We start from the raw sequence: 22,011 nt of genomic DNA, 5'->3' as shown, positions 1-22,011 counted from the left end.
ACAACGCGGGGTGCGAAACCCCGCGGTCGGGCTTTGGTCAGCGTCCGGCCAGCTTGGCGTACATGTCGGCCATCATCAGCCGCACGTCGATCTGTTCCCAGACCCGGATCGTCCGACCGGGGGCGAGGGTGCGCACGCTCGACCGGGACGACGACGGCCACGGTTCGAAGCTCGACTGCAGCGCGGTCAGCAGCACCAGCGGGGAGTCGTCCAGGATGTAGGTCTCACCCAGGTCGAAGCCGGCCTCGGCGCCCTTGGCCTGCACCGCCTCGAGCGTGCCGACCAGCGCTCGTCCGACCGGGCCGGTCAAGTTGGCGCGCAGTTCGTGCATCGAGGCCAGGGCCTGCCGGTAGCTGTCACGGGGCACCTGCCAGACCTCGATCGAGGAGTCCTCGAGCACGACCTGGACCGCGATCGGGTCGATGGCGGTGTTGTACTCGACCCAGTCGGGGTCGTCGGTGCCGCCGATCCAGACCGCGATGATCCGCTCGTCGATCGGGGTGTGCCGGTCGACCAGTGCAGTCGTGCCATGGGTCACCTGCCTGTCGTCGTGGTGGCTGTCGTCGTGGTGGCGCGGACGACCAACTCCGGCACCACCAACGGCAGTGTCGGGTCGTCCTCACCGGTCAGCGCGCGCAGGGCCAACTCGACCGCTCGTCGGCCGATGTCGGCGAAGTCCTGGCGCACGGTGGTCAGCGGCGGCCAGCAGAACTCGGCCTCCGCGGTGTCGTCGAACCCGATCACCGACAGCTGATCGGGCACCCTCCGCCCGGCCTCGTGGGCGGCGCGGAGCAATCCTTGGGCCATGGTGTCGTTCGCGACGAAGACCGCCGTGGTGTGCTCATCGCTGAGCACGTCGACCCCGGCGCGGTAGCCGCTGAGGGCCGACCAGTCACCCTCGAACTCGCGTCCCGGTTCCAGGCCCCGGTCACGGTGCGCGGCCAGCCAGCCCTCGCGTCGTTGGCGCGCCTCGATCCACTCGCGGGGTCCGGCGACGTGGGCAACGCGGGTGTGTCCCTGGTCGAGCAGGTGGTCGACCGCGAGCCGGGCACCGAGTTCCTGGTCGACCCCGGCGGCCATCGGCATGCCGGGGGTGACCCCCTCGACCAGCACCACCGGCACGGTGAGTGCCAGCGAGTCGGTCAGTTCCCGGGCGGCGCTGTGGGCGACGGCGACGACCACGGCTTCGACGAACTCGTCCTGCAGGCGCCGCAGCGCCTCGGCCAGGGAGTCCGCCGACATCGCCTCCAGCCCGATCGTCGACACCTCGAGACCTGCTGTTCGGGCGGCCGACTCGACCGAGGCCGCGATCGTCCTCGGCCCGTGCAGGTTGAGGTGGGCCGCGACCACCCCGAGCCGGTTGGAGCGGTTGCTGGCCAGTGCCCGGGCGGCGACGTTGCGGCGGTAGCCGAGGCGAACGACCGCGTCCTCGACCCGCTGGCGGGTCTGCGGACGCACCTGGTCGGAACCGTTCAGCACCCGTGACACGGTCTGGTGCGAGACCCCGGCCTCGCGGGCGACATCGAGCATGCTCGGTCTCGCGCTGCCCGTCCGCACCCGCTGGTTGCCCATCTCAGATCCAGCTGGTGAACCACATCCGCAGGCTCCACTGCCGGCGGGTGAGCAACTGGTCGGTGAGGATCGGGTAGATGAAGGCGAAGTTGGCGATCACGCCGCCGACCGCGGCACCAACCAGCCAGCCCGCTGAGCGCCGGTCGCGAGAGTTCGCCGCACCCAGCGCCTTGCCCAGGCACAGCGCCAGACCAATGGTGGTGAACGGGATGATGCAGATGGCGTAGAAGAAGAACAGCGGACGATCGGCGTAGCGGAACCACGGCAGGTAGGTGCCCATGGCGGCCAGGATCGGCACGCTGAACCGCCAGTCGCGTCCGGCGAGCCAGAACCACAGTCCGGCGACCAGGGCGATCAGCGCCATCCACCACAGCACCGGGGTGCCGACGCCCGAGATCACCCGCAGGCAGGTGTCGTTGACCAGGTCGGCCGGGCAGCCCTGCTCACCGGGCTTGATGCCGTTGACCGCGTCGATGCCGATCGGACGCTGGATCACCAGCCAGCCCCACGGGTTGGCCTCGTAGGAGTGGGTCTGCTGGGCCATGTAGTCGCCGGTGTGGAACTTGTAGACCTCTTCGTGGTACTTCATCAGCGACGCCAGCGGCTTGCCGAACATCTTCACCAGGATGTGGTCGGGGTTGTTGGCACCCCACTGTCGGCCGTGGCCGCCCTGGGTCTGGAACCAGCGCACCCAGGTCGCCAGGTAGACCGGCACCGCCAGCACCACCATGGCCAGGAAGGCGGGGATGCCGTCCGACAGCAGCGCCCACCAGGAGCGGCGGCGGGCACCGGCCAGACGGCGGGCGCCGAAGTCCCAGAGCACGCTGAGCACGCCCATCACGGCGAGCACGAACATCGAGTTCCACTTCACCGCGATGGCGCAGCCGAACAGCACACCGGCAGCGATCCGCCAAGGACGCCACCACAGTCGCGGGCCGAACGCGCCGTCGAGGTCGGGGATGCCGGCCGTGGTCAGGTGGGCGGCCAGCCGATGTCGGAACCAGTCCCGGTCGGCGACCACGGCAGCGACCCCGGCGACCAGGAAGAACGCCTGGAAGATGTCGAGCAGTCCGATCCGGCTCATCGTGAAGGCGAGACCGTCGAAGGTGAGCAGGATGCCCGCCAACGCACCGACCAGCGTGGATCGTCCGAGCCGACGGGCCAGCCGGATGGTGACCAGGATCAGCAGCGAGCCGAACACCACTGCACCGAAGCGCCAGCCGAGGGAGTTGAAGCCGAAGAGCCACTCACCCCAGGCGATCAACCACTTCCCCAGCGGGGGGTGCACCACGTAGTCGGACTGGCCGTCGAGGAAGATCCCGGTGGTCTGGCCAGCGGCGATCTTGTCGTTGACCTTCTCGACCATCTTGGCCTCGTAGCCGTAGTTGAGCAGGCCCCAGGCGTCCTTGGGGTAGTAGGTCTCGTCGAAGACCAGGTTCTTGGGGTAGTCGACGCTGATCATTCGCAGCACGAACGCGAATGCGGTGATGCCCAGGGTGACCGCCCACGACAGCCAGCGATCGTTGGGTGGACCGTCGAGCAGGCGATCGATCGCGCTCGGGTGGTGCGGTGGCGGCGGGGGAGGCAGCACCAGGAACTCGCGCTCTCCGGGCACGGTCGACGAGCTGGCGTCGTCGGTCGTCTCGGGCTGCACGCGCCCATGCTAGTGGGGCTGGTTCAATGACAGTCATGACCGGGGCAGCCAGATTGGGACGGGTGGTGCTGGCCGGCACCCCGATCGGTGACCGGCGCGACGCCTCGTCCGCCCTGGTGGAGTGCCTGCAGGGGGCCGAACTGATCGCCGCGGAGGACACCCGTGCGTTCGCGCTGCTGCTCAAGCGGCTGGGCATCGAGACCCGCGCCCGGGTGGTCAGCCACTTCGACGGCAACGAGGCCGGACGCACCCCCGAACTGCTCGAGGTGCTGCGGCGCGGTACTGATGTCGTCGTGGTCAGCGACGCGGGCATGCCGCTGGTCAGCGACCCGGGCTACCGCCTGGTGCGGGCCGCGCTGGACGCCGGGGCCGAGGTGACCGCGGTGCCGGGCCCCTCAGCGGTGCTGACTGCGCTCGCCGTGAGTGGGTTGCCGGTCGACCGGTTCTGCTTCGAGGGGTTCCTGCCCCGCAAGGGTGAGGCCCGTCGACGCCGGCTGGACGAGTTGGCGGCCGAACCGCGCACGATGGTCTTCTTCGAGGCCCCGCACCGGCTTGCCCAGTTCCTCACCGACGCCGCCGCGGCGCTCGGGGACGATCGTCCGGCTGCGGTCTGCCGCGAACTCACCAAGCAGTACGAAGAGGTTCGTCGTGGCGGGTTGGCCGAGTTGGCTGCGTGGGCGCTCGACCATGCGCGCGGTGAGATCACCGTGGTGGTGGCCGGACGAGCCGCCGACCAGTTCGGGCCGGACGACGCGTTGGCGCTGGTCAGGGCACGGATGGCCGACGGTGAGAAGCTGTCGGCAGCCGTCACCGAGGTGGCGGCGATGACCGGCGCCCACCGCAAGCAGCTCTACCAGGCAGCGCTGGCCGACCGCGCAGCCGCCAGCGAGGAGTCACGATGAGCAGGCCCGAGCCGATCCGCACCCGCGAGGAGTTCGAGGCCTCGGGGCTGCCCGGGCTGCCCGAGACGCTGCCTCGTCCGGTCGCCGACTCGCACACCCACATCGACTCGACCACCGAGTACTCGGGGTTGGACGCCGCGCTCTCGCTCGACCTGGCCGCCGAGGTCGGCGTCAGCCATGTCGTCCAGATCGGCTGCGACGTCGACTCGAGCCGGTATGCCGTCGAGCTGGCCGCCCGCGAGCCGCGGGTGGTGGCCGCGATCGCCATGCACCCCAACGACGCCGCCCGCGCTGGCGACAACCTGCCCGCCCACCTCGAGGCGATCGCCGCGTTGGCGGCTGCCGGGTCGCACGTGCGCGCGGTGGGTGAGACCGGGCTCGACTTCTACCGCACGCGGGACGCCGACGCGCAGCAGCGCCAGCGCACCTCGTTCGCCTTCCACATCGACCTGGCCAAGCAGCACGACCTGACCCTGGTCGTCCACGACCGGGACGCCCACCCGGCGATCCTCGAGGTGCTCGACGCCGAGGGTGCTCCCGATCGGGTGGTGATGCACTGCTTCAGCGGCGACGCCGAGTTCGCACGCCAGTGCGTGGAGCGCGGGTTCTGGCTGAGCTTCCCCGGCGTGGTGACGTTCAGTTCGGCGGGGTCGCTGCGTGAGGCGTTGGCGGTCACCCCGGACGAGCAGTTGCTGGTCGAGACCGATGCCCCCTACCTGACGCCGGCGCCGGTGCGTGGACGACCCAACGCCCCCTACCTGGTGCCGCACACTGTGCGCTTCGTCGCTGACCAGCGCGGTGTGGGTGACCCGGACGGGCTCGCCGGGCTGTGCGACCAACTGCTGGCCAACACCTTCGCGGCCTTCGGCGGGGCGTGGGGTGCAGCAGCCGACGGGGGAGCGCAGCATGGCTGAACTGCTGGGCGCCAGCGCCATCGGTGAACTCGCCGAGCGGGTCGGGCTTCGTCCCACCAAGCAGCGCGGGCAGAACTTCGTGATCGACGCCAACACCGTGCGCCGGATCGTCCAGCTGTCGGGGGTGGGGGCCGACGACGTGGTGGTCGAGGTCGGGCCCGGGCTGGGTTCGTTGACACTCGGGCTGCTCGAGACCGGCGCCCAGGTCACCGCGATCGAGATCGAGCAGGCGCTGGCCGACCAGTTGCCGGTGACCGTCGACGAACGGATGCCCGAGGCAGCAGACCGGCTGCGGGTGGTCTCGTCCGACGCCCTGCACGTCACCGAACTGCCCGGCCCCGAACCCACCGCCGTGGTCGCGAACCTGCCCTACAACGTGTCGGTTCCGGTGCTGATTCACCTGCTCGAGCGCTTCCCGAGTTGGACGAGCGGTCTGGTGATGGTGCAACTCGAGGTCGCCGACCGGATCGTCGCCCCGCCAGGGTCGAAGGTCTACGGGGTGCCCTCGGCCAAGATCGCCTGGTTCTGTGAGGCGACCCGGGTGGGCGTGGTGCCACCGAAGGTGTTCTGGCCGGTGCCCAACGTCGACTCAGGTCTGGTGCGGCTGGTTCGCCGGGAGCCGCCGCAGACCTCTGCCAGCCGCGAGCAGGTCTTCCGGGTGATCGACGCCGCGTTCGCCCAGCGGCGCAAGATGCTGCGTGCGGCGTTGTCAGGGCTGTTCGGGTCGAGTGCGGCAGCCTCGGCGGCGATCGAGGCGGCAGGCATCGACCCGCGGCTGCGGGGCGAGACGCTCACCGTGGCGGAGTTCGCCAACATCGCAGCACAGCTGGATTGACCATTGGCTAGGTTGGCGACATGAGCAGCAGCCCGAGCCATCCCCCGACCTCGTTGGACGAGGTGCGGGTGCGGGTGCCGGGCAAGCTCAACCTGGCCCTGTGCGTCGGCGACCTGGCCGACGACGGCTACCACCGGCTGGGCACGGTGTTCCACGCGGTCAGCATCTACGACGTGGTCACCGCACGCCGGTCAGCGCTGGCCGGGGTGAACCTGCACGTGAAGGGCAACGGCGATGCCGCCGACGTGCCCGCCGACGACACCAACCTCGCCGTGCGCGCCGCGAACCTGTTGCTCGACCGCTTCCACGTGGCCGAACCGGGAGTGGAACTCGAACTGCGCAAGGCGATCCCGGTGGCCGGGGGCATGGCGGGAGGATCGGCCGACGCCGCAGCCACCCTGCTGGCCTGCTCGATGCTGTGGGACCTGGACACCGGCCCGTCCGAACTGCACGATCTTGCCGCAGAACTGGGCAGCGACGTGCCGTTCATGCTGCACGGCGGCAACGCGCTGGGACGAGGACGAGGAACCGACCTGGTGCCACTGTTGTCGCGCGGTTCGTACCACTGGGTGCTCGCGCTGGCCCATGGGGGGCTGTCGACGCCGGAGGTCTTCCGGCGCTTCGACGAGCTAGGCATTCCCGGTGACACCACGGTGCCCGAGGGGCTGCTCAACGGGCTGGCCGTGGGAGATGTCGACATGGTTGCGGCGAACCTGCGCAACGACCTGCAGGCGGCTGCGATCGACCTGCGTCCCGAGATCGGTGAGGTGCTGCAGGCCGGGGTCGACGCCGGAGCACTGGCGGGGGTGCTGTCGGGGTCGGGCCCGACCTGCGCGTTCCTGGTGCGATCCGAGGCCCAGGCCCAGGACGTGGCTGCGGCGCTGAGCCGGCACGAGCAGGTGCGGGCCACCAAGTACGTCGAGGGTCCGGTGCCGGGTGCCCGGTCCATGAGCTGAGAGACTGGCGGGGTGAACATCCTCTCAGCCCTGCCGTCCATGCTCGCCTTGTTGCCTCCGCTGGTCGGGCTGGTGTTGGCCGCCATGCACGCCGACCGCCGCCCGTGGCGCATGTACGCCCTGTCGGGCTGGGGGCTGATCGTGGTGGCCGACATCATCCTGATCGTCATCCAGCAGATGATGCTCTCGCCCAACAGGCGGTGGTCATACTCCTCGTACGGAGCGATGATGCTGCTGCCCGGTCTGCTGGGTCTGGTCGGCGCCTGCCTGCTGGTGCCTGCGGTGCTGAGCGGACGACGATCGCAGCAGCAGCCAGTCAACCAGCAGCCGTACGGATACCCGCCGAACCAGCCGCCCACCGGTTGGCAGTGACGGTGCCACACTGGGCCCATGCACGACGACACCGATGAGGTCGACGGCCTGGTGGCCGCCTGGGGACGCGAACGCCCCGACCTCGTCCTCGACCCGATGGGCATCTGGTCGCGGGTGAAGCGACTCGAGCAGTACTTGGACTCCGCGCGCAGACAGGCCTACGCCGAACACGACCTCGAGGTCTGGGAGTTCGACGTGCTGGCAGCGCTGCGACGGGCCGGTGAGCCCTATCGGCTCAGCGCCGGGCAACTGGTGCGCGAGACCCACGTCACCTCGGGCACGATGACCAACCGGGTGTCACGCCTGGCCGAGCGTGGCCTGGTCGAGCGCAGCAGCGACCCCGACGACGGGCGCGGCGTGCTCGTGCAGCTCACCGGCACCGGTCGCCAGTCCGTGGACGCCGCCCTGGTCAGCCTGCTGGCCGCCGAGGAGGCCCTGCTCGAAGGCCTGCCGGAGGAAACACGCCAGCGCCTGGCCGACGACCTGCGCGCCCTGTTGCAGCGTCAGGCCACGGACGCCAGCGCCTGACGCAAGCGCTTCTCGACCGGGCTGGACGACGGTTCGGCCGGTGGCAGGGATCGGGGCAGCCTGACCGTGCCGAACGGTCCGGTGAGGAACTCGGTGCCGACCGGTGAGGTCCACAGCAGGATGCCGGGGACAGGTTGGTGCACCAGCCAGCCCGCGTTGGTCTTGCCACGGTGTGCTCGTCGGGCCAGGGGAGCGAGGTTGCCCGGTCGGGTCTGGCCCGGTGGTGCTCCCGAGGAGTGCTGGTAGGGGACCGTGTGGTCGAGGTCGCACGAGCGGGCGCTGCGTCGTCCATAGGGGAAGGCGTCGACCGGGTTGCGGTGGACGATCGCCTCGCGCATCCGGTCGGGCACCTCGTAGGCCTCGACCGGGGCCATGCCTGCGACGTCGATGACCGGCTGCAGCCGCACCTTCGCGTGGTGGCGAAGCAGGTCGCCCAGTTGCTGGACGAGTACCGGGCCCATCCCCTCGACCCGGGCGACGGCGTCGGTGGGCTCGCCGAGGGATTCGGCGGACACGTGGACGACCACCGTGGCCGCGGGGCTCGAGGTGTGGGTGGGCAGGTCGGTGCCGTTCAGGACGGCGAGTGCAGTCGCCGGGTCGGCGAGCATGCCCAGGGCCTGGGCCAGGCGCTGCGGAAGGGTGGACTCGTCCCCGGCGAGTGCCAGTTCGTCGGCGAGACGGTCACAGGTGGCGCGAAGCCGCAGGGCGTCCGCCAGGTCGAGTCGGGCGTTGACCATGCCCACGCCGAACTCCGGCAACGGGGTGACGTCGACCGAGCGAGCGTCTCGCTCCTGCTGGGCACGCTCCCGGGCCAGCGCCGGATCGGCCTGCACGACCAGACCCTTGGTCAGGCGGACCAGTCGTCCGATCGGGGCGGTGGGGTAGCGGGCCTCGAGGCGACGATCGACCCACAGGGCGGCGTCGAGGCTGAGGTGGCTGGTCAGTGAGGTCAGTCGGTCGGCCTCCCACACCCGCACCTCGAGGCGCTGCACGGCGGCCCACAGCCGCGGCATCCGGTGGCGCAGGTCGAGGGCGCGGTGAATGCGCAGCGCGCCCTGCTCGGGTGCGATGCCCAGTTCGGAGCCGACGATCAGGCAGAGGTACTCGGAGATGCTCGGAGTGCCGGACGAGCCGCCGGTCAGGTAGCGCTCGCCCGCGTACTCGAGGAGGTCGTCCCCGTCGGGACCGGCGGTCGGCAAGGTGTGGGCGTCGCACAGGTCGAGCAGCAGGCTGACTTGGTCGACCTGGGCCCTGCGCTCGAGTTGGCCGGCCTGATGCAGCGCGGCAGCCAGGCGGTGGCGTTCGTCCACCTGACGCTCGTACGCAACATCGATCATGTGTACGATTCTACTCCTGTCAAACCTCTTCCGACAAGGGGTGTGGACGAGTTTCCGGGTTGCCCGTCGCAGCTGTCGACAACCTCGATAGCCTGATCCTGCAACGGCGCACACGAGCGGGAGGGCTGTGGTCATGTACCTGGAGGAGATGTTCGGACTCAAGGGCAAGGTGGCGATCGTCACCGGCGGCGGACAGGGCATCGGGCAGGTGGTTGCGCAGGGCCTGGCCAGGGCCGGCGCCACCGTGGTCGTGGTCAACCGCAACAACGTGCACGACACGGTCAAGCTGATCGAGGACGCAGGAGGCACCGCGCTCGGGGTGCGGGCCGACGTCACCAAGGAGGAGGAGGTCGACGCGGCGCTGAAGACCGTGATGGACACCTACGGTCGCATCGACATCGTGTTCAACAACGCCGGCATCTGCATGCACCAGTCGACCGCCGAGATGACCCCGGCCGACTTCAGGTATGTGATCGACGTCAACCTGACCGGCATCTTCATCGTCGCCCGGGCGGCCGGGCTGATCATGATCGAGCAGGGCATCAAGGGCACCATCGTCAACATGGCCTCGATGTCGGGTTCGATCGTCAACTTCCCGCAGTGGCAGGCCAGTTACAACGCCTCGAAGGCCGGGGTGATCCACCTGACCAAGTCGCTGGCGATGGAGTGGGTCGAGCACGGTATCCGGGTCAACAGCATCAGCCCCGGCTACATCGCCACGCCGATGTCGACCGAGAACCCGCCGGAGATGAACGACGCCTTCATCCGGCTGATCCCGCAGAAGCGGATGGGCGATGCCGAGGAACTGATGCCGACCGTGCTGGCCATGGTCAGCGAGGCGTCGGGCTACACCACCGGCAGCGATTTCATCGTGGACGGCGGCTACACCTGCCTGTGAGGCAGGCGGGGTTCACTGGCGCGAGGTGACCAGTTCGGGGTCGATCTCGAGGTTGCGCATGCCGTTCCAGGCCAGGTTGACCAGGTGGGCGGCGACCACCTCCTTGGGCGGTTCGCGCACGTCGAGCCACGACTGGCCAGCCATCGCGACCAGTCCGACCAGGGCCTGGGCATACATGCCGGCGAACTCGGAGTTGAAACCGTGCCGCTCGAACGGCTCGGCGAGCAGGTCCTCGACCGAGCCGGCGATGTCGCTGAGGATGCTGGCGAACGAACCACCGGACGAGCCGACCGACGAGTCGCGGGCCAGGATCCGGAAGCCGTCGGGCTGCTCGTCGATGTAGTCGAGCAGCGCCATCGCACCCTGCTGGATGAGCTCGCGGGACGAGGCGCCCTCGACGGTGAGCGCCGAGCGGATCGCCTCGAGCAAGGTGCGCGACGCGCGGTCGACGACCACGGCGTACAGACCTTCCTTGCCGCCGAAGTGCTCGTAGACCACCGGCTTGCTGACCTGGGCGGTGGCCGCGATCTCCTCGACCGAAGTGGCGTCGAACCCGAACTGGGCGAACAGCGAGCGTGAGACCTCGATCAACTGCTCGCGTCGCTGTGCCGAGGTCATGCGCACACGACCACGACGGGCGCGGGCCGGTCGCTGGTCAGGTGTGGGTTCGGGCACGGGCCCATCCTAAGGTGCACCCGGTCGGGGGTGCGTCTATGGTGGTGGCGTCGGGGAGACCCGACGTTCCCCGGTTGGTCTGCCGGCAGGGCCCGCCTGACTTTGAATCAGGACAAGCGACGTAGGTTCGACTCCTACCCGGGGAGCAACTCCTCCTCGTGCTCGGTCGGGGCGTGCGTGGTCACCCAGAACCGGCCGGCGGCGATGATGCCGATCACCAGCAGTGTTGAGGTCAGCAGGAACGGCCAGGTGCGGTTCATGTCCGACAGCCAGCCTGAGATCCAGCCGAACGGGGCGCTCACCAGCATCACCAAGGTCCGCTGGATCGCCATCACCCGCGAGCGCTCGGTGGCGTCGACGTGCAGCGCCACCAGCGACTCCGACAGCATGAACAGCACGCCGGTGCCGAAGGCGTCGAGCAACAGGCAGACCGCCAGCATCAGGTAGGTGAGGCCGGTGGCCTCGTCCGCGGCCGGGATCGACACCAGCAGCAACTGGCCGGCGAGGTAGACGACCAGGCCGGCGATGGTGGACGACCGCAGCCGCGAGCCGTGGGTCAGCCAGTGGATCACGGTGAAGAACAGCAGCAGCGACAGCAGCGAACGCACCATCGGGAAGAACGGCAGCAGTGCGTCCGGCACGCCCAGGCGCTTGTTGACCACGACCTGCCAGAAGGTGGAGTTGACCAGCCACACCGCCGAGTAGATGGCCGAGATCAGCAGCGCGAACAGGGTGCCCTTCGACGCGACGATCAGCCGGACGACCTGCGGGTACCCGGCCAGCGCACTGCGCAGCGACACCCCCTTGGTCTGCTCCTTGCGGATGCGGCCCATCCTGGTCTCGGTCGAGAACCGGTAGAGCAGCAACAGCTTGGCGAGCATCACGAATGAGGCGTTCACGTAGAGCAGGCGCACCGCGAACACCAACCCGAACTGCGACACCAGCAGCGCGGCGATCGGGGCGAACAGCGCCGACAGGTCAGCGGCGATCTTGACCAGTGAGTAGACCTTGGGAATCGTGCTGCGCGGCACGTCCTCGACCAGCAGGCAGTCCCACGAGTTCTGCGACACCTGCCACACGCCGTTGATCGTGGCGGCGATCAGGAACCACCAGAAGTTCTGGGCGAAGGCCCAGATCATCGCCGGGATGACGAAGGCGATGAAGTCAGAGACGGCCGTGGTCAGCCGTCGTCCGAACTTGTCGGTGATCGCGCCAGAGACCAGCCCCGACACCATCTGCGACAGCATCGAGACCGAGGCCAGCAGGCCGATCTGCTTGTCGTCGAGCCCCAGTGCCAGCATGTAGACCGAGGCATAGGGCAGCACCAGGGCCATCGACAGGCCCCACATCGGCTCGGTGTAGACGCAGGCCCGCCCGTTCCCGCGCAGGTTGGTCAGGGCATGGATCAGGGGGTGGCGGGCTCGGGGCACCCTTGAAGTATTCCCTGACCAGCCCATGGAGTCGCCAGCGGGTGCCTACCATCGGGGGCATGACCACCCGCGAACATGACCTCGCCGAGCTCTCCCGACGCAAGTGGGAGTTGATGTCGGCCAAGGACGTCGCCGCCCTGACCGAGATCTTCCACGAACAGGGCGCCTTCGTGCACATGGGCGCCACCATGACCACCGAGCAGGAACTCGCCGTCATCGAGTCCGGTGGCATCCACTACGCCACGGCCGTGGTCGAGGGCGTCGAGGTGCGCGTCGTGGACGAGGTCGCCCTGGTGCTGTCGACCGTGGTGCTGACCGCAGTGGTGGGCGGCAACGAGGTGACCAACCCGTTCTCGGTCACCGAGACCTGGGTCGCCCAGGACGAGAGTTGGAAGCTGCTGGCGATGGCGTTCACCCGGTTGGTGAACCACCCGGCGTCGTAGGGTCAGACCTCCTGGTCGTCAGGGACGAGCGACCCCGAGCAGCACCCCTGGGGTCGGCAGTGTCTCGATCCGGTTGTTGCGCACGCTCACCCGGGCGCAGTAGGTGATGTTCTCGGCCACGAACCGGTCGGGCTCCAGGCCTGAGGGCAGGTCACGGTCGAACTCGACGTGGTGCACGTGCGGGTCGTGCTCCTGGTCGGTGCCCGTGGGCCCGTCGACGGCGGTCACCACACCGGTCCAGTCGGGCAGGTCGAGCAGGGTCGTCCGCTCGACCAGCACCACATGGCCGCCGGCCACGGCACCCGCCAGCAGCGTCCGGTGCGCAGGTCGGTGCGTTGCACATAGTGGTTGGTCTCACTCCCGAGGGCCCAGTATGTCCAGGCCGGTGGTTCGGACGGGTCGTCCGGGGCGAGGCAGACACCCCCGTCCCACCAGATCCTGTACCCGTCGGGCACGCGCACGTCGAGGTGACCCGGCCCGCTGCCCAGGCGATCACCTTGACCCGGTGGTCGGGGTTGGCGCCGACGGTGTTCGACAGGTGCAACTCACGACGGTGGGCGCCGTGGGAGTACAGGTGGTGCTCACCCGGTGGCAGGACGACGCGTACCGGGCTCTCGGTGCGGCAGGCTCGCCCCAGTGCCTCACGCAGCGCAGGTCCCAGGTCGTCCCCTGGGCTGGCCGGAGCCGGCACCTCGATCACGTGGGTCACACCGACGACGCTGGACCTGTCGGTGGCCCGATGCCTACCATGGCCGACATGTCGAGCCCCTACCGAGGCGCGGCTCCGCACTACGTGCGGGGCCGGGTGCCCTACCCAGCGGCGCTGTTCACCGAACTGGCCGGCCGGCTCGGGCTCAACGGCACCCGCCGGCTGCTCGACCTGGGGTGCGGACCGGGTTCCCTCACCCTGCCACTTGCCCGGTTGGTCGGACGAGCGGTCGGTGTCGACGTCGATGGCGGCATGCTCGCGGTGGCCGCCCACCAGGCTGCCCTCGCCGGGATCGGCAACGTCACATGGCTGCGGTGTCGCGCCGAGGACCTGCCCGCCGACCTGGGTGAGTTCGACCTGGTGACGTTGGCGCAGTCGTTCCACTGGATGCATCGCCCGGTCGTGGCCGAGTTGGCGCACAGACGGCTGCGCGGCGGGGGAGCCCTCGTCCACGTGCACGCCACCACCCACGAAGGTGTCGGCGACCCTTGGGACCTGCCCCATCCGACGCCCCCGCGGGACGCGATCCGCGACCTGGTCGGGCAGTTCGTCGACATCCCCGCGTCAGGTGGGCCGACCCCACCCGACCAGGTCGGTGCCATCGAGAGCCCGATCTACGCTGCTGCTGGCTTCCACGGGCCGGAGCGCTTCACCGTCACCGGTGAGGTGGTCGAGCGCACCACCGACGAGGTGATCTCGTCGGTGCTCTCGCTGTCGTGGGCCTCGCCCGGGAGACTCGGCGAGCACCAGGCCGAGGTCGAGACTGGCATCCGCGCCCTGCTGGCTGACGCCAGCCCGACCGGGACCTTCAGTGAGCGGATGAGTGACGTCGTGGTCGACATCTGGCGCCGGTGACTGCCGATAGGGTGAGGCCGAGTTCCCTCCCAGGCAGGAGCGTGTTGATGACTTCCGACCCGTCCACCACCCAGACCGACCCGGAGCAGAGTTCCCGTTCGGTCGCGGCCGTCGTCGTCCTCGCCGCCGGGGGCGGCACCAGGATGAAGTCGTCCACCTCGAAGCTGCTGCACAAGGTGGCCGGGCACTCGATGCTCAGCTACGCCGTCAGCGCAGCCCAGGCACTGCAGCCCCAGCGGCTCGTGGTCGTCGTCGGCCACGAGCGCGAGCAGGTGCTGGCCCACCTCGACGACATCGCCCCGCACGTGTCGACCGCCGTGCAGGACCAGCAGAACGGCACCGGCCACGCCGTGCAATGCGGGCTGGCCGACCTCGGTGAGCTCGACGGCGAGGTGGTCGTCACCTACGGCGACGTGCCGATGCTCACCGGCGAAACCCTGGTCGAGCTGGTCGAGGCCCACCGGGCGGCCGGCGCCAAGGCGACCGTGCTCACCGCCCACGTGGACGACCCGTACGGCTACGGACGCATCGTCCGTGACGGTGAGCGGGTGGCCAGGATCGTCGAGCAGAAGGACTGCAGCGACGACGAGGCCTCGATCACCGAGATCAACTCCGGCATCTACGTCTTCGACGCCGACACCCTGCGCCACGGCCTGGGCAACCTGACCACCGACAACGCCCAGGGCGAGCTCTACCTCACCGACGTGATCACCATCGCCAACCAGCGGGGCGAACTGGTGACCGCCAAGATCATCGACGACGTGTGGCAGACCGAGGGCGTCAACGATCGTGTGCAACTGGCCCGGATGAACCGCGAGATGAACAACCGGATCGTCGAGGGCTGGATGCGCGCCGGCGTCACCGTGGTCGACCCGGCCACCACCTGGATCCACGCCTCGGTCGACCTGGCCCAGGACGTGACGATCCTGCCCAACACCACGCTCGAGGGCGCCACCTCGGTGGCCACCGGCGCCACCATCGGACCGGACACCACCCTGGTCGACGTCGAGGTGGGCGAGGGCGCCACGGTGATCCGCACCCACGGCACCCTCGCCGTGATCGGTGCCGGTGCCGACGTCGGTCCTTTCAGCTACCTGCGCCCGGGCACCCAGCTCGGCGCCAAGGGCAAGATCGGCGCCTTCGTCGAGACCAAGAACGCCGTCATCGGCGACGGGGCCAAGGTGCCCCACCTGGCCTACGCGGGCGATGCGGTGATCGACGCCGGTGCCAACATCGGTGCGGGCACGATCTTCGCCAACTACGACGGGCTCAACAAGTCGACCACCCACGTCGGCGCCAACGCCTTCGTCGGCTCGAACTCGGTGCTGGTCGCCCCGGTCGACATCGGCGCCGGTGCCTTCGTCGCCGCCGGCTCGACCGTCACCGACGACGTCGGGGCGGGCAATCTCGCCGTCGCGCGTGGACGACAGCACGCCAGCGAGGGTTGGATCGGCAAGCGTCGTCCCGGTTCGAAGTGGGACGAGGCCGCCAAGGCCAGCGACGGCCAGGTGCACCCCAAGGTCACCGAGTCGCGCGCCAAGGCAGCCGAGAAGAACCAGCAGGCCCTCAACACCCAGCAGGCCCAGGAGGGTGCCCAGTGAGCGGGGTCAAGCGTCCCAACGACAAGCACTTGATGCTGTTCTCGGGCCGCGCCTACCCCGAACTCGCCGAGGAGATCGCCGAACTGACCGGTGTCGAGCTGACCCCGACCCGGGCGATCACCTATGCCAACTCCGAGATCTACGTGCGCTTCGAGGAGTCGGTGCGTGGGTCGGACGCCTTCGTCATCCAGAGCCACTGCGCCCCGGTCAACGAGTGGATGATGGAGCAGTTGATCATGGTCGACGCGCTCAAGCGCGCCTCGGCCAAGCGGATCACCGTGGTCGCCCCGTTCTATCCTTACGGCCGCCAGGACAAGAAGCACCTGGGCCGCGAGCCGATCTCGGCACGGCTGATGGCCGACCTGTTCCGGGCAGCCGGTGCCGACCGGATCATGTCGGTCGACCTGCACGCCGCCCAGATCCAGGGCTTCTTCAACGGCCCGGTCGACCACCTGTGGGCGCTGCCCGCGCTGGCCGACTACGTCGTCGAGAAGTACGGCGAGGACGAGATCACCGTCGTCTCACCCGACGCGGGACGAGTCCGACTGGCCGACATGTGGACCGACAAGCTCGACTGCCCGCTGGCGATCGTGCACAAGCGGCGTGACCCCGACAAGGCCAACACCGTCGCCGTGCGCGAGGTGGTCGGTGAGGTCGAGGGCCACACCTGCCTGCTGGTCGACGACATGATCGACACCGCGGGCACCATCTGCCAGGCCGCCGAGGCGCTGCTCGAGCGTGGCGCCAAGCGAGTGATCGCCGCTGCAACCCACCCGGTGCTGTCGGGGCCTGCTGCCCAGCGGCTCAACGAGTCGGTGTTCGAAGAGGTGATCGTCACCAACACGCTGCCGGTGACCGCCGACATCCCCAAGCTGACCGTGATCTCGATCGCGCCGCTGATCGCCAAGGCGATCCACGAGGTGTTCGAGGACGGCTCGGTGACCAGCCTGTTCGACGGCAAGGGCTGAGGTGAGCGAACAGCGCGTCGTCGCCGGTCTCGAGGCGGCGGGAGTCGAGTTCGTCCTCACCCGGCACGGCCGGGTCGGCTCGTTGGCCGAGGCTGCCGCTGCCCGAGGGGTCGAGCCCCGCGACATCGTCAAGACGCTGGTGTTGCGCCGCGGCGAGGGCGACTTCCTGTTCGTCCTCGTGCCCGGTGACCGCGAGATCAGCTGGCCCAAGCTGCGCGCCCTGCTGGGGGTGAACCGTCTGTCGATGCCCGACGCCGCCACCGCCAAGGAGGCCACCGGCTACGAGCGCGGCACGATCACACCGTTCGGCTCGACCACCGCCTGGCCGGTGGTCGCCGACCTGACCATGGTCGGACGACGGGTCTCACTCGGTGCCGGTGCCCACGGCGTGGCCGCCACGGTCGACGCGGACGAGGTGATCGCCGCGCTGGCCGCGCAGGTCGCCGACGTCACGGACTCCACCGAGTGATACTGGAGTGGTGAGCGGAGACCTGAGGGCGTCCTTCGAGGAGCGCGACCAGTACCTCGACCTGCTCTCAAAGGCCTATGCCGAGGGCCGGTTGGACGACGACGAGCTCAACCGTCGGCGCGACCTCGTGCTCAGGTCGGTCACCCACAACGAGATGCTCCGCAGCTTTGACGGGCTGCCCCAACCGCGGGTGAAGTTCACCGGCACGCCGAACCGGGCGCCGGTGCAGATCCGGCCACCGCAAGTGCCGGTCTCGCAGGGGGTCAACCGTCGAGACCTGCTGGCGGTCGCTGCCGGAATCGCTGTCGTCGGTGGCGTGGGCATCATGGGCATGAACGTGCGCAGCGACTCCTCCGGCGGACCCGCCACGGAGATCGCCGACCCCGGCTACCCGCCCGTCGACCCCCACGAGAACCCGCTCGAGACCCTCAACGTCGAGCCGGTGATCGCCGAGCTCACCCAACAGGGCCTCACCTGGATCATCGAGATGACGGTGACTGCCTCCGGGATCAAGGGCGTCGCTCACGCCGAGGGGCAGCCCGAGGTGGCCTCGACGTTCGAGACGGTCAACGGGCTGGTCGTGATCGGTTCGCCTTCCGCGCGCAAGCAGGCTCCGAGCTTCATGATCGACAGCGTCCACTTCGACCAGCTCTGGATGATGCACGAGCGCGCCATGCAGGTGTTCGAGGGGCAAGCCACGAAGATCACCTTCCTTCCCGATGGACGCGGTGGTGCGGTGGCAACCTTCACCTACCCGGACGGCACCATCCAGTTCAGCGGTGACGGGACTCGGGTGCTCAAGGTCGACAAGCAGCGCTGAGGCCTCAGCCGTCTGCCTGGTCGCGCGGCAGTGCCCTCTGGCCGCTGATCCGGGCGCGGTCGGCCGCGGTTCGTCCGGCCTCGTGGGCACGACGACCGGCGTGGCCGCCAGCGACGCGGGCCCGGGTCGTCCGGGTGGCCAGCCGGGGATAACTCGTGCGGATGAAGTCGTCCACCTCTTGCCGCTTGGCGCGCAGGGCGAGCGCTGTGGACGACAGTTCGTCGCCACGTGGACGCAGCACGCGCTCGCGCAGGCTCTTGGCCGGCCCGGGGTCGGCCTGCCACAGTGCCTCGTCTCGGGCCTTGACCAGGCGGGCGTGGATGCGCGCCACGAACCCCTCGTAGAACATGGTGCGCGCCTGGGTGGTGTGCAGCGGTGTGCCCGACCGCCGGATCCACTCGTCGGCGGCCCGTGTCATCTGCGCCTCGAGCGAGCGATAGATCGCCTCGACCACGTCGAGGTCGCTGGGGAAGCCGATCGGGTAGAGCGTGGCCTCGGTGCCGCGCAACAGCACGGTGACGTCGTTGACCTCGGCGACCGCCCCGAACAGCCGTCGGCGCAGCACCAGATGGGGTTGGCGGGGACGACCGATCGTCACCACCCGCTCCTCGACGCCTTCGCGCCGCTCACGCTCGCTGTGCTCGAACCGGGCGACCGCCAGGTCGATCGCATGTCGGGTCGCCAGCGCCTGTGCCTTGGCCATCAGCGCCTCGGCCTCGTCGACCGAGTCGGTGGTTTCGGCCTTGCGCAGCAACTTGCCGATCGTGGCCACGATCTTGTCAGTCATCAGGTGGGTGAACTCACTGCTCGAAGACCTCGAAGGTGTGCTGCAGCGCATGGGCCTGGCCAGGCAGTCCGAGGTGGCGCAACAGCCCCACGAACGCCTCGCGGAACACGCGTCCGTGCCCGATGTAGCCGTCGGCCTTGGTCCAGGTGTGGTGGTGTGCCAGCTCGTGGACGACCACCAGCTTGGAGTTGCCCCACGACGCCAGGGCGATCTCGGCTGGCCGCTCGCGTCCGTGCGAGGTCACGGTGGCGGGGGAGTAGTGGCTCTGGGTCTCACCGGCGCGGTGGCGCACCGACACCGGGGGCAGACCCAACTCGGCGCAGATGAGGGTGCAGAAGACCCTGGCCTCGGCCAGCGAGGCGAACTTGTGGTCGGGCTCGGGGCGCAGCACCTTCCCACCAGCGCGCACCGGGGCCCCGGTCGCGATCATCGCCGCCACCCTGTCTTCACACAGGTAGACCGTGGACCGGTCTGGATCGTCCATCTCGCCTCCCCGACGAACAGGCTATCGGCGCGACGTAGGCTGGCCACAGGAGGGCAGCGATGACCCCTGAGGGACGTCGAACACGTGAACCTGCGGTCGCCGGCATGTTCTATCCGCGCGAGGCGGCACGACTGCGCGCCGAGGTGGACGAGCTGCTGCGCGCCGCACCGCCTGCGTCGGAGGGGCCTCCGCCAAGGGCGTTCATCGTCCCGCACGCCGGGTACGTCTACTCCGGCCACGTCGCCGCGCACGTGTACTCCGCGATCCGTGCCTCCCCCGACGCCTGGAGGAGGGTGCTGCTGCTCGGCCCCACCCACCGGGTGGCCTCCCGCGGCGTGGCACTGCCCGGCACCGACGTGTGGCACACCCCACTGGGCGACAGTGCGCTCGACACCGCCCTGGCTGCTCGACTGGCCGCCCTGGACGAGGTCGAGGAACGTCCTGACGTGCACCTGGACGAGCACGCGCTCGAGGTGCAACTGCCGTTCCTGCAGGTGGTCGCCCCGCAGCTACCGGTGCTGCCGGTCTGCTGCGGCGTGGCCAGCCCCGACCTGGTCGGCCAGGTCATCGATGTCGCCCTCGAGAACGACCCCGCCACCCTTGTCCTCGCCTCGAGCGACCTGTCGCACTACCTGCCCGACGAGCAGGCCAGGCGCGTCGACGAGGCCACCCTCACCCAGGTGGTCGACCTGGCCGGACCGCTGGCTCCCGAGCAGGCCTGCGGCGCCCGGGCCGTCAACGGCCTGCTCGTGGCTGCCCGTGCCCGTGGCTGGTCGGCCAGGGTGCTGGCCTCGGCCAACTCGTCCGACACCATAGGTGACCGGCAACGCGTGGTCGGCTACGCCGCAGTCGCCTTCGACGGAGGTGGGCGGTCATGACCCTGCCCCCGGGCGCCGGACCGGTGCTCACCGGCTGGGCCCGCACCTCGATCGACGACCAACTGGCCAAGCGCTCGTCGTCCGCCCCGACTCATGCCTGGCTCGAGGACGAGGCCGCCAGCTTCGTCACGCTGACCGCCGACGGTCGGCTACGGGGCTGCATCGGCAGCCTGCGCCCCCACCGCCGACTGGTCGACGACGTCGCCGCGAATGCGGTCGCCGCCGCCGTGCACGACCCCCGCTTCCCGCCGGTCAAGCCCGAAGAACTGCCCGGCCTGCACGTCGAGGTCAGCGTGCTGTCGCCGCTGGAGCTCTTCGAGGTGACCAGCGAGGACGACCTGCTGGCGAAACTACGTCCCGGAGTCGACGGGCTGGTGATCGCGCACGGGAAGCGCCGGGCCACCTTCCTGCCCCAGGTCTGGGACCAACTGCCGCAGCCGGAACTGTTCCTGGCCCACCTCAAACGCAAGGCCGGGTTCGCCGACGACTGGTGGGACGAGGGTGTGCGGTTGCAGCGCTACACCGTTACCGAGTTCGAGGAGGCGCTCCCATGAGCCACCCGGCGCGGTACTGGCACACCCTTGACGACGGCCGGGTGCAGTGCGACCTGTGCCCGCGGGAGTGCCGGCTGCGGGATGGGCAGCGCGGGTTCTGCTTCGTCCGGGCCCGCGAGGACGACCAACTCGTGCTCACCACCTGGGGACGATCGTCCGGCTTCGCGATCGACCCGATCGAGAAGAAGCCGCTCAACCACTTCCTGCCCGGCAGCACCGTGCTCTCGTTCGGCACCGCCGGCTGCAACTTGGGCTGCAAGTTCTGCCAGAACTGGGACATCTCGAAGTCGCGCGCTGACGACCGGCTGCAGCAGGAGGCCACTCCTGCCGAGATCGCCAGTGCCGCCCTCGCCCACGGCTGCGCCTCGGTTGCGGTCACCTACAACGACCCGGTGATCTTCGCCGAGTACGCCATCGACGTTGCTGGGGCCTGCCACGAGGTCGGGGTGCGCACCGTGGCGGTCACCGCCGGCTACATCTCGCCCGAGGCCCGCCGCGACTTCTTCGCTGTGATGGACGCCACCAACATCGACCTGAAGAGCTTCGACGACGACTTCTACCAGCGGATCACCGGAGCCAGGCTCGCCCCGGTGCTCGAGACACTCGTCCACGTCAAGCACGAGACCGACACCTGGCTCGAGATCACCACGCTGCTGATTCCCGGCCACAACGACTCCGGCGACGAGCTTCGCCGGATGTGCCGCTGGGTGGTGCGCGAACTCGGTCCGGACGTTCCCCACCACTTCTCCGGCTTCCACCCCGACTGGCGGATGCGCGACGTGCCCGCCACTCCCACCGCCACCCTGGTCCGGGCCCGCGAGATCGCGCTGGAGGAGGGTCTGCATCACGTCTACACGGGCAACCGGTACCACCCGGCCGGCCAGGTCACCCGCTGTTCGTCCTGCCAGACGGTGCTGGTGCAACGCGACGGCTACGACATCAGGTCATACCGTCTCGGGCTCGACGGCCGCTGCCCGGAGTGCAACGCCGCCATTCCAGGTCGATGGGCCGATGCAGGTGAGGCGACCACCCGCAGGGGTGTGAGGCTTTCACGCTTCCTCAACCGTGGGGTGCAGCCGACCTAGCCTTGGTGTACCGCCCGCCCCCCGGGTGGACCACTGAAGGGAGCACCAGATGCAGGACACCCAGAACACCTGTCCCGTCTGCGGGATGGCGCTGACCGACAGCACGGCCGCGCACCAGCTCGAGCATGAGGGCACGACCTACCGCTTCTGCTGCCAGGAGTGCATGGACGCCTTCGCCAAGGACCCCTCCGCCTACGTCAAGGCCTGACCACAGGCCCCCACCGCGAGCCCGTCCCCGTCGGGGGCGGGCTCGTTGGCGTCCAGGGCTGCACTGCGGCTAAACTC

At 69.5% G+C, this 22,011-nt stretch carries 26 protein-coding genes and 1 tRNA gene; 18 read left to right on the top strand and 9 right to left on the bottom strand.

Annotation, left to right across the window (positions count from 1 at the left end):
• Positions 1-37: 37 nt before the first annotated feature.
• The 3 genes from IE660_RS11420 to IE660_RS11410 are packed head-to-tail and all read right to left on the bottom strand — an operon-like array spanning position 38 to position 3,115.
• Positions 38-538 carry a hypothetical protein gene (locus IE660_RS11420; protein WP_203568484.1) on the bottom strand — a complete coding sequence of 167 codons (501 nt, stop codon included), beginning with the start codon at positions 536-538 and terminating at the stop codon, positions 38-40.
• Entirely contained in the window at positions 535-1,530 is a 996-nt protein-coding gene (locus IE660_RS11415) for a LacI family DNA-binding transcriptional regulator (RefSeq protein WP_203568483.1), read from the bottom strand. The genes IE660_RS11420 and IE660_RS11415 overlap by 4 nt, the downstream gene beginning before the upstream one ends.
• A 43-nt stretch (positions 1,531-1,573) precedes the next feature.
• The gene (locus tag IE660_RS11410; protein WP_235998015.1) at positions 1,574-3,115 is read right to left on the bottom strand and encodes a dolichyl-phosphate-mannose--protein mannosyltransferase; all 1,542 of its coding nucleotides are present in this window, start codon (positions 3,113-3,115) and stop codon (positions 1,574-1,576) included.
• A gap of 146 nt (positions 3,116-3,261) precedes the next feature.
• Between IE660_RS11410 and rsmI the strand changes: the two genes are divergently transcribed.
• The 6 genes from rsmI to IE660_RS11380 are packed head-to-tail and all read left to right on the top strand — an operon-like array spanning position 3,262 to position 7,733.
• The gene (gene rsmI / locus IE660_RS11405; RefSeq protein ID WP_203568482.1) at positions 3,262-4,128 is read left to right on the top strand and encodes a 16S rRNA (cytidine(1402)-2'-O)-methyltransferase; all 867 of its coding nucleotides are present in this window, start codon (positions 3,262-3,264) and stop codon (positions 4,126-4,128) included.
• Positions 4,125-5,042 (top strand): TatD family hydrolase, encoded by a 918-nt coding sequence (locus IE660_RS11400; RefSeq protein ID WP_203568481.1) that lies wholly within the window; start codon positions 4,125-4,127, stop codon positions 5,040-5,042. The genes rsmI and IE660_RS11400 overlap by 4 nt, the downstream gene beginning before the upstream one ends.
• Complete coding sequence (gene rsmA, locus IE660_RS11395; protein WP_203568480.1) at positions 5,035-5,877, top strand: 16S rRNA (adenine(1518)-N(6)/adenine(1519)-N(6))-dimethyltransferase RsmA; 843 nt, start codon at positions 5,035-5,037, stop codon at positions 5,875-5,877. The genes IE660_RS11400 and rsmA overlap by 8 nt, the downstream gene beginning before the upstream one ends.
• A 20-nt stretch (positions 5,878-5,897) precedes the next feature.
• Complete coding sequence (locus IE660_RS11390) at positions 5,898-6,833, top strand: 4-(cytidine 5'-diphospho)-2-C-methyl-D-erythritol kinase (RefSeq protein ID WP_203568479.1); 936 nt, start codon at positions 5,898-5,900, stop codon at positions 6,831-6,833.
• A gap of 12 nt (positions 6,834-6,845) precedes the next feature.
• Complete coding sequence (locus IE660_RS11385) at positions 6,846-7,205, top strand: hypothetical protein (RefSeq protein ID WP_203568478.1); 360 nt, start codon at positions 6,846-6,848, stop codon at positions 7,203-7,205.
• Positions 7,206-7,223: 18 nt separating this feature from the next.
• Positions 7,224-7,733 carry a MarR family winged helix-turn-helix transcriptional regulator gene (locus tag IE660_RS11380; protein ID WP_203568477.1) on the top strand — a complete coding sequence of 170 codons (510 nt, stop codon included), beginning with the start codon at positions 7,224-7,226 and terminating at the stop codon, positions 7,731-7,733.
• Here the strand turns inward: IE660_RS11380 and IE660_RS11375 are convergent.
• Positions 7,709-9,070 (bottom strand): 13E12 repeat family protein, encoded by a 1,362-nt coding sequence (locus tag IE660_RS11375; protein ID WP_203568476.1) that lies wholly within the window; start codon positions 9,068-9,070, stop codon positions 7,709-7,711. The two genes, IE660_RS11380 and IE660_RS11375, sit on opposite strands and share 25 nt — an antisense overlap.
• 133 nt (positions 9,071-9,203) lie before the next feature.
• Between IE660_RS11375 and IE660_RS11370 the strand changes: the two genes are divergently transcribed.
• A complete protein-coding gene (locus IE660_RS11370) occupies positions 9,204-9,968 on the top strand; it encodes an SDR family oxidoreductase (RefSeq protein ID WP_203568475.1) in 765 nt (254 codons plus the stop codon).
• A gap of 12 nt (positions 9,969-9,980) precedes the next feature.
• Here IE660_RS11370 and IE660_RS11365 read toward each other — a convergent pair whose 3' ends face one another.
• Entirely contained in the window at positions 9,981-10,586 is a 606-nt protein-coding gene (locus tag IE660_RS11365) for a TetR/AcrR family transcriptional regulator (protein ID WP_203568583.1), read from the bottom strand.
• 124 nt (positions 10,587-10,710) lie between these two features.
• Between IE660_RS11365 and IE660_RS11360 the strand changes: the two genes are divergently transcribed.
• Positions 10,711-10,789, top strand: a tRNA-Gln gene (locus IE660_RS11360).
• Here the strand turns inward: IE660_RS11360 and IE660_RS11355 are convergent.
• Positions 10,778-12,073 carry an MFS transporter gene (locus IE660_RS11355; RefSeq protein ID WP_328701937.1) on the bottom strand — a complete coding sequence of 432 codons (1,296 nt, stop codon included), beginning with the start codon at positions 12,071-12,073 and terminating at the stop codon, positions 10,778-10,780. The genes IE660_RS11360 and IE660_RS11355 overlap by 12 nt on opposite strands.
• 59 nt (positions 12,074-12,132) lie before the next feature.
• On the opposite strand from IE660_RS11355, the gene IE660_RS11350 reads away from it, so the two are divergent.
• On the top strand, positions 12,133-12,516 hold the full coding sequence (locus IE660_RS11350; RefSeq protein WP_203568473.1) for a nuclear transport factor 2 family protein: 384 nt from the start codon (positions 12,133-12,135) through the stop codon (positions 12,514-12,516).
• Between the two features lie 18 nt (positions 12,517-12,534).
• Here IE660_RS11350 and IE660_RS11345 read toward each other — a convergent pair whose 3' ends face one another.
• Positions 12,535-12,813, bottom strand: coding sequence for a hypothetical protein (locus IE660_RS11345; protein WP_203568472.1), 279 nt, complete (start codon positions 12,811-12,813; stop codon positions 12,535-12,537).
• Positions 12,814-13,273: 460 nt separating this feature from the next.
• On the opposite strand from IE660_RS11345, the gene IE660_RS11340 reads away from it, so the two are divergent.
• From IE660_RS11340 to IE660_RS11320, 5 genes are read left to right on the top strand one after another with little or no spacing between them, the layout of a single operon-like run.
• Complete coding sequence (locus tag IE660_RS11340; RefSeq protein WP_203568471.1) at positions 13,274-14,080, top strand: class I SAM-dependent methyltransferase; 807 nt, start codon at positions 13,274-13,276, stop codon at positions 14,078-14,080.
• A gap of 47 nt (positions 14,081-14,127) precedes the next feature.
• Positions 14,128-15,681: a bifunctional UDP-N-acetylglucosamine diphosphorylase/glucosamine-1-phosphate N-acetyltransferase GlmU gene (glmU, locus tag IE660_RS11335; RefSeq protein ID WP_203568470.1), complete on the top strand. Its 1,554-nt coding sequence runs from the start codon at positions 14,128-14,130 to the stop codon at positions 15,679-15,681.
• 32 nt (positions 15,682-15,713) lie between these two features.
• Positions 15,714-16,649, top strand: a complete 936-nt coding sequence (locus IE660_RS11330) for a ribose-phosphate diphosphokinase (protein ID WP_207731079.1) — start codon at positions 15,714-15,716, stop codon at positions 16,647-16,649.
• Position 16,650: 1 nt separating this feature from the next.
• Positions 16,651-17,118, top strand: coding sequence for an aminoacyl-tRNA deacylase (locus tag IE660_RS11325; protein WP_203568468.1), 468 nt, complete (start codon positions 16,651-16,653; stop codon positions 17,116-17,118).
• Positions 17,119-17,128: 10 nt separating this feature from the next.
• Entirely contained in the window at positions 17,129-17,938 is an 810-nt protein-coding gene (locus tag IE660_RS11320) for a DUF1707 SHOCT-like domain-containing protein (RefSeq protein WP_203568467.1), read from the top strand.
• A 4-nt stretch (positions 17,939-17,942) separates the two neighbouring features.
• Here IE660_RS11320 and IE660_RS11315 read toward each other — a convergent pair whose 3' ends face one another.
• Together IE660_RS11315 and IE660_RS11310 are read right to left on the bottom strand one after the other, a co-directional pair.
• Positions 17,943-18,725 (bottom strand): DUF2786 domain-containing protein, encoded by a 783-nt coding sequence (locus IE660_RS11315; RefSeq protein WP_203568466.1) that lies wholly within the window; start codon positions 18,723-18,725, stop codon positions 17,943-17,945.
• A gap of 13 nt (positions 18,726-18,738) precedes the next feature.
• Positions 18,739-19,155 (bottom strand): hypothetical protein, encoded by a 417-nt coding sequence (locus tag IE660_RS11310; RefSeq protein WP_203568465.1) that lies wholly within the window; start codon positions 19,153-19,155, stop codon positions 18,739-18,741.
• A gap of 113 nt (positions 19,156-19,268) precedes the next feature.
• Here IE660_RS11310 and amrB point away from each other — a divergent pair, with 113 nt between their 5' ends.
• The 4 genes from amrB to IE660_RS11290 are packed head-to-tail and all read left to right on the top strand — an operon-like array spanning position 19,269 to position 21,934.
• Positions 19,269-20,087: an AmmeMemoRadiSam system protein B gene (gene amrB / locus IE660_RS11305; RefSeq protein ID WP_203568464.1), complete on the top strand. Its 819-nt coding sequence runs from the start codon at positions 19,269-19,271 to the stop codon at positions 20,085-20,087.
• A complete protein-coding gene (amrA, locus tag IE660_RS11300; protein WP_203568463.1) occupies positions 20,084-20,641 on the top strand; it encodes an AmmeMemoRadiSam system protein A in 558 nt (185 codons plus the stop codon). The genes amrB and amrA overlap by 4 nt, the downstream gene beginning before the upstream one ends.
• Positions 20,638-21,726 (top strand): AmmeMemoRadiSam system radical SAM enzyme, encoded by a 1,089-nt coding sequence (gene amrS, locus IE660_RS11295; RefSeq protein WP_203568462.1) that lies wholly within the window; start codon positions 20,638-20,640, stop codon positions 21,724-21,726. The genes amrA and amrS overlap by 4 nt, the downstream gene beginning before the upstream one ends.
• Before the next feature lie 49 nt (positions 21,727-21,775).
• The gene (locus tag IE660_RS11290) at positions 21,776-21,934 is read left to right on the top strand and encodes a YHS domain-containing protein (RefSeq protein WP_203568461.1); all 159 of its coding nucleotides are present in this window, start codon (positions 21,776-21,778) and stop codon (positions 21,932-21,934) included.
• Positions 21,935-22,011 lie beyond the last annotated feature (77 nt).

Origin of the sequence: Aestuariimicrobium ganziense (genome assembly GCF_015352975.1) — a bacterium.
Taxonomy (GTDB): Bacteria; Actinomycetota; Actinomycetes; order Propionibacteriales; family Propionibacteriaceae; genus Aestuariimicrobium; species Aestuariimicrobium ganziense.
This window is presented reverse-complemented; position numbering and strand designations above follow the sequence as displayed.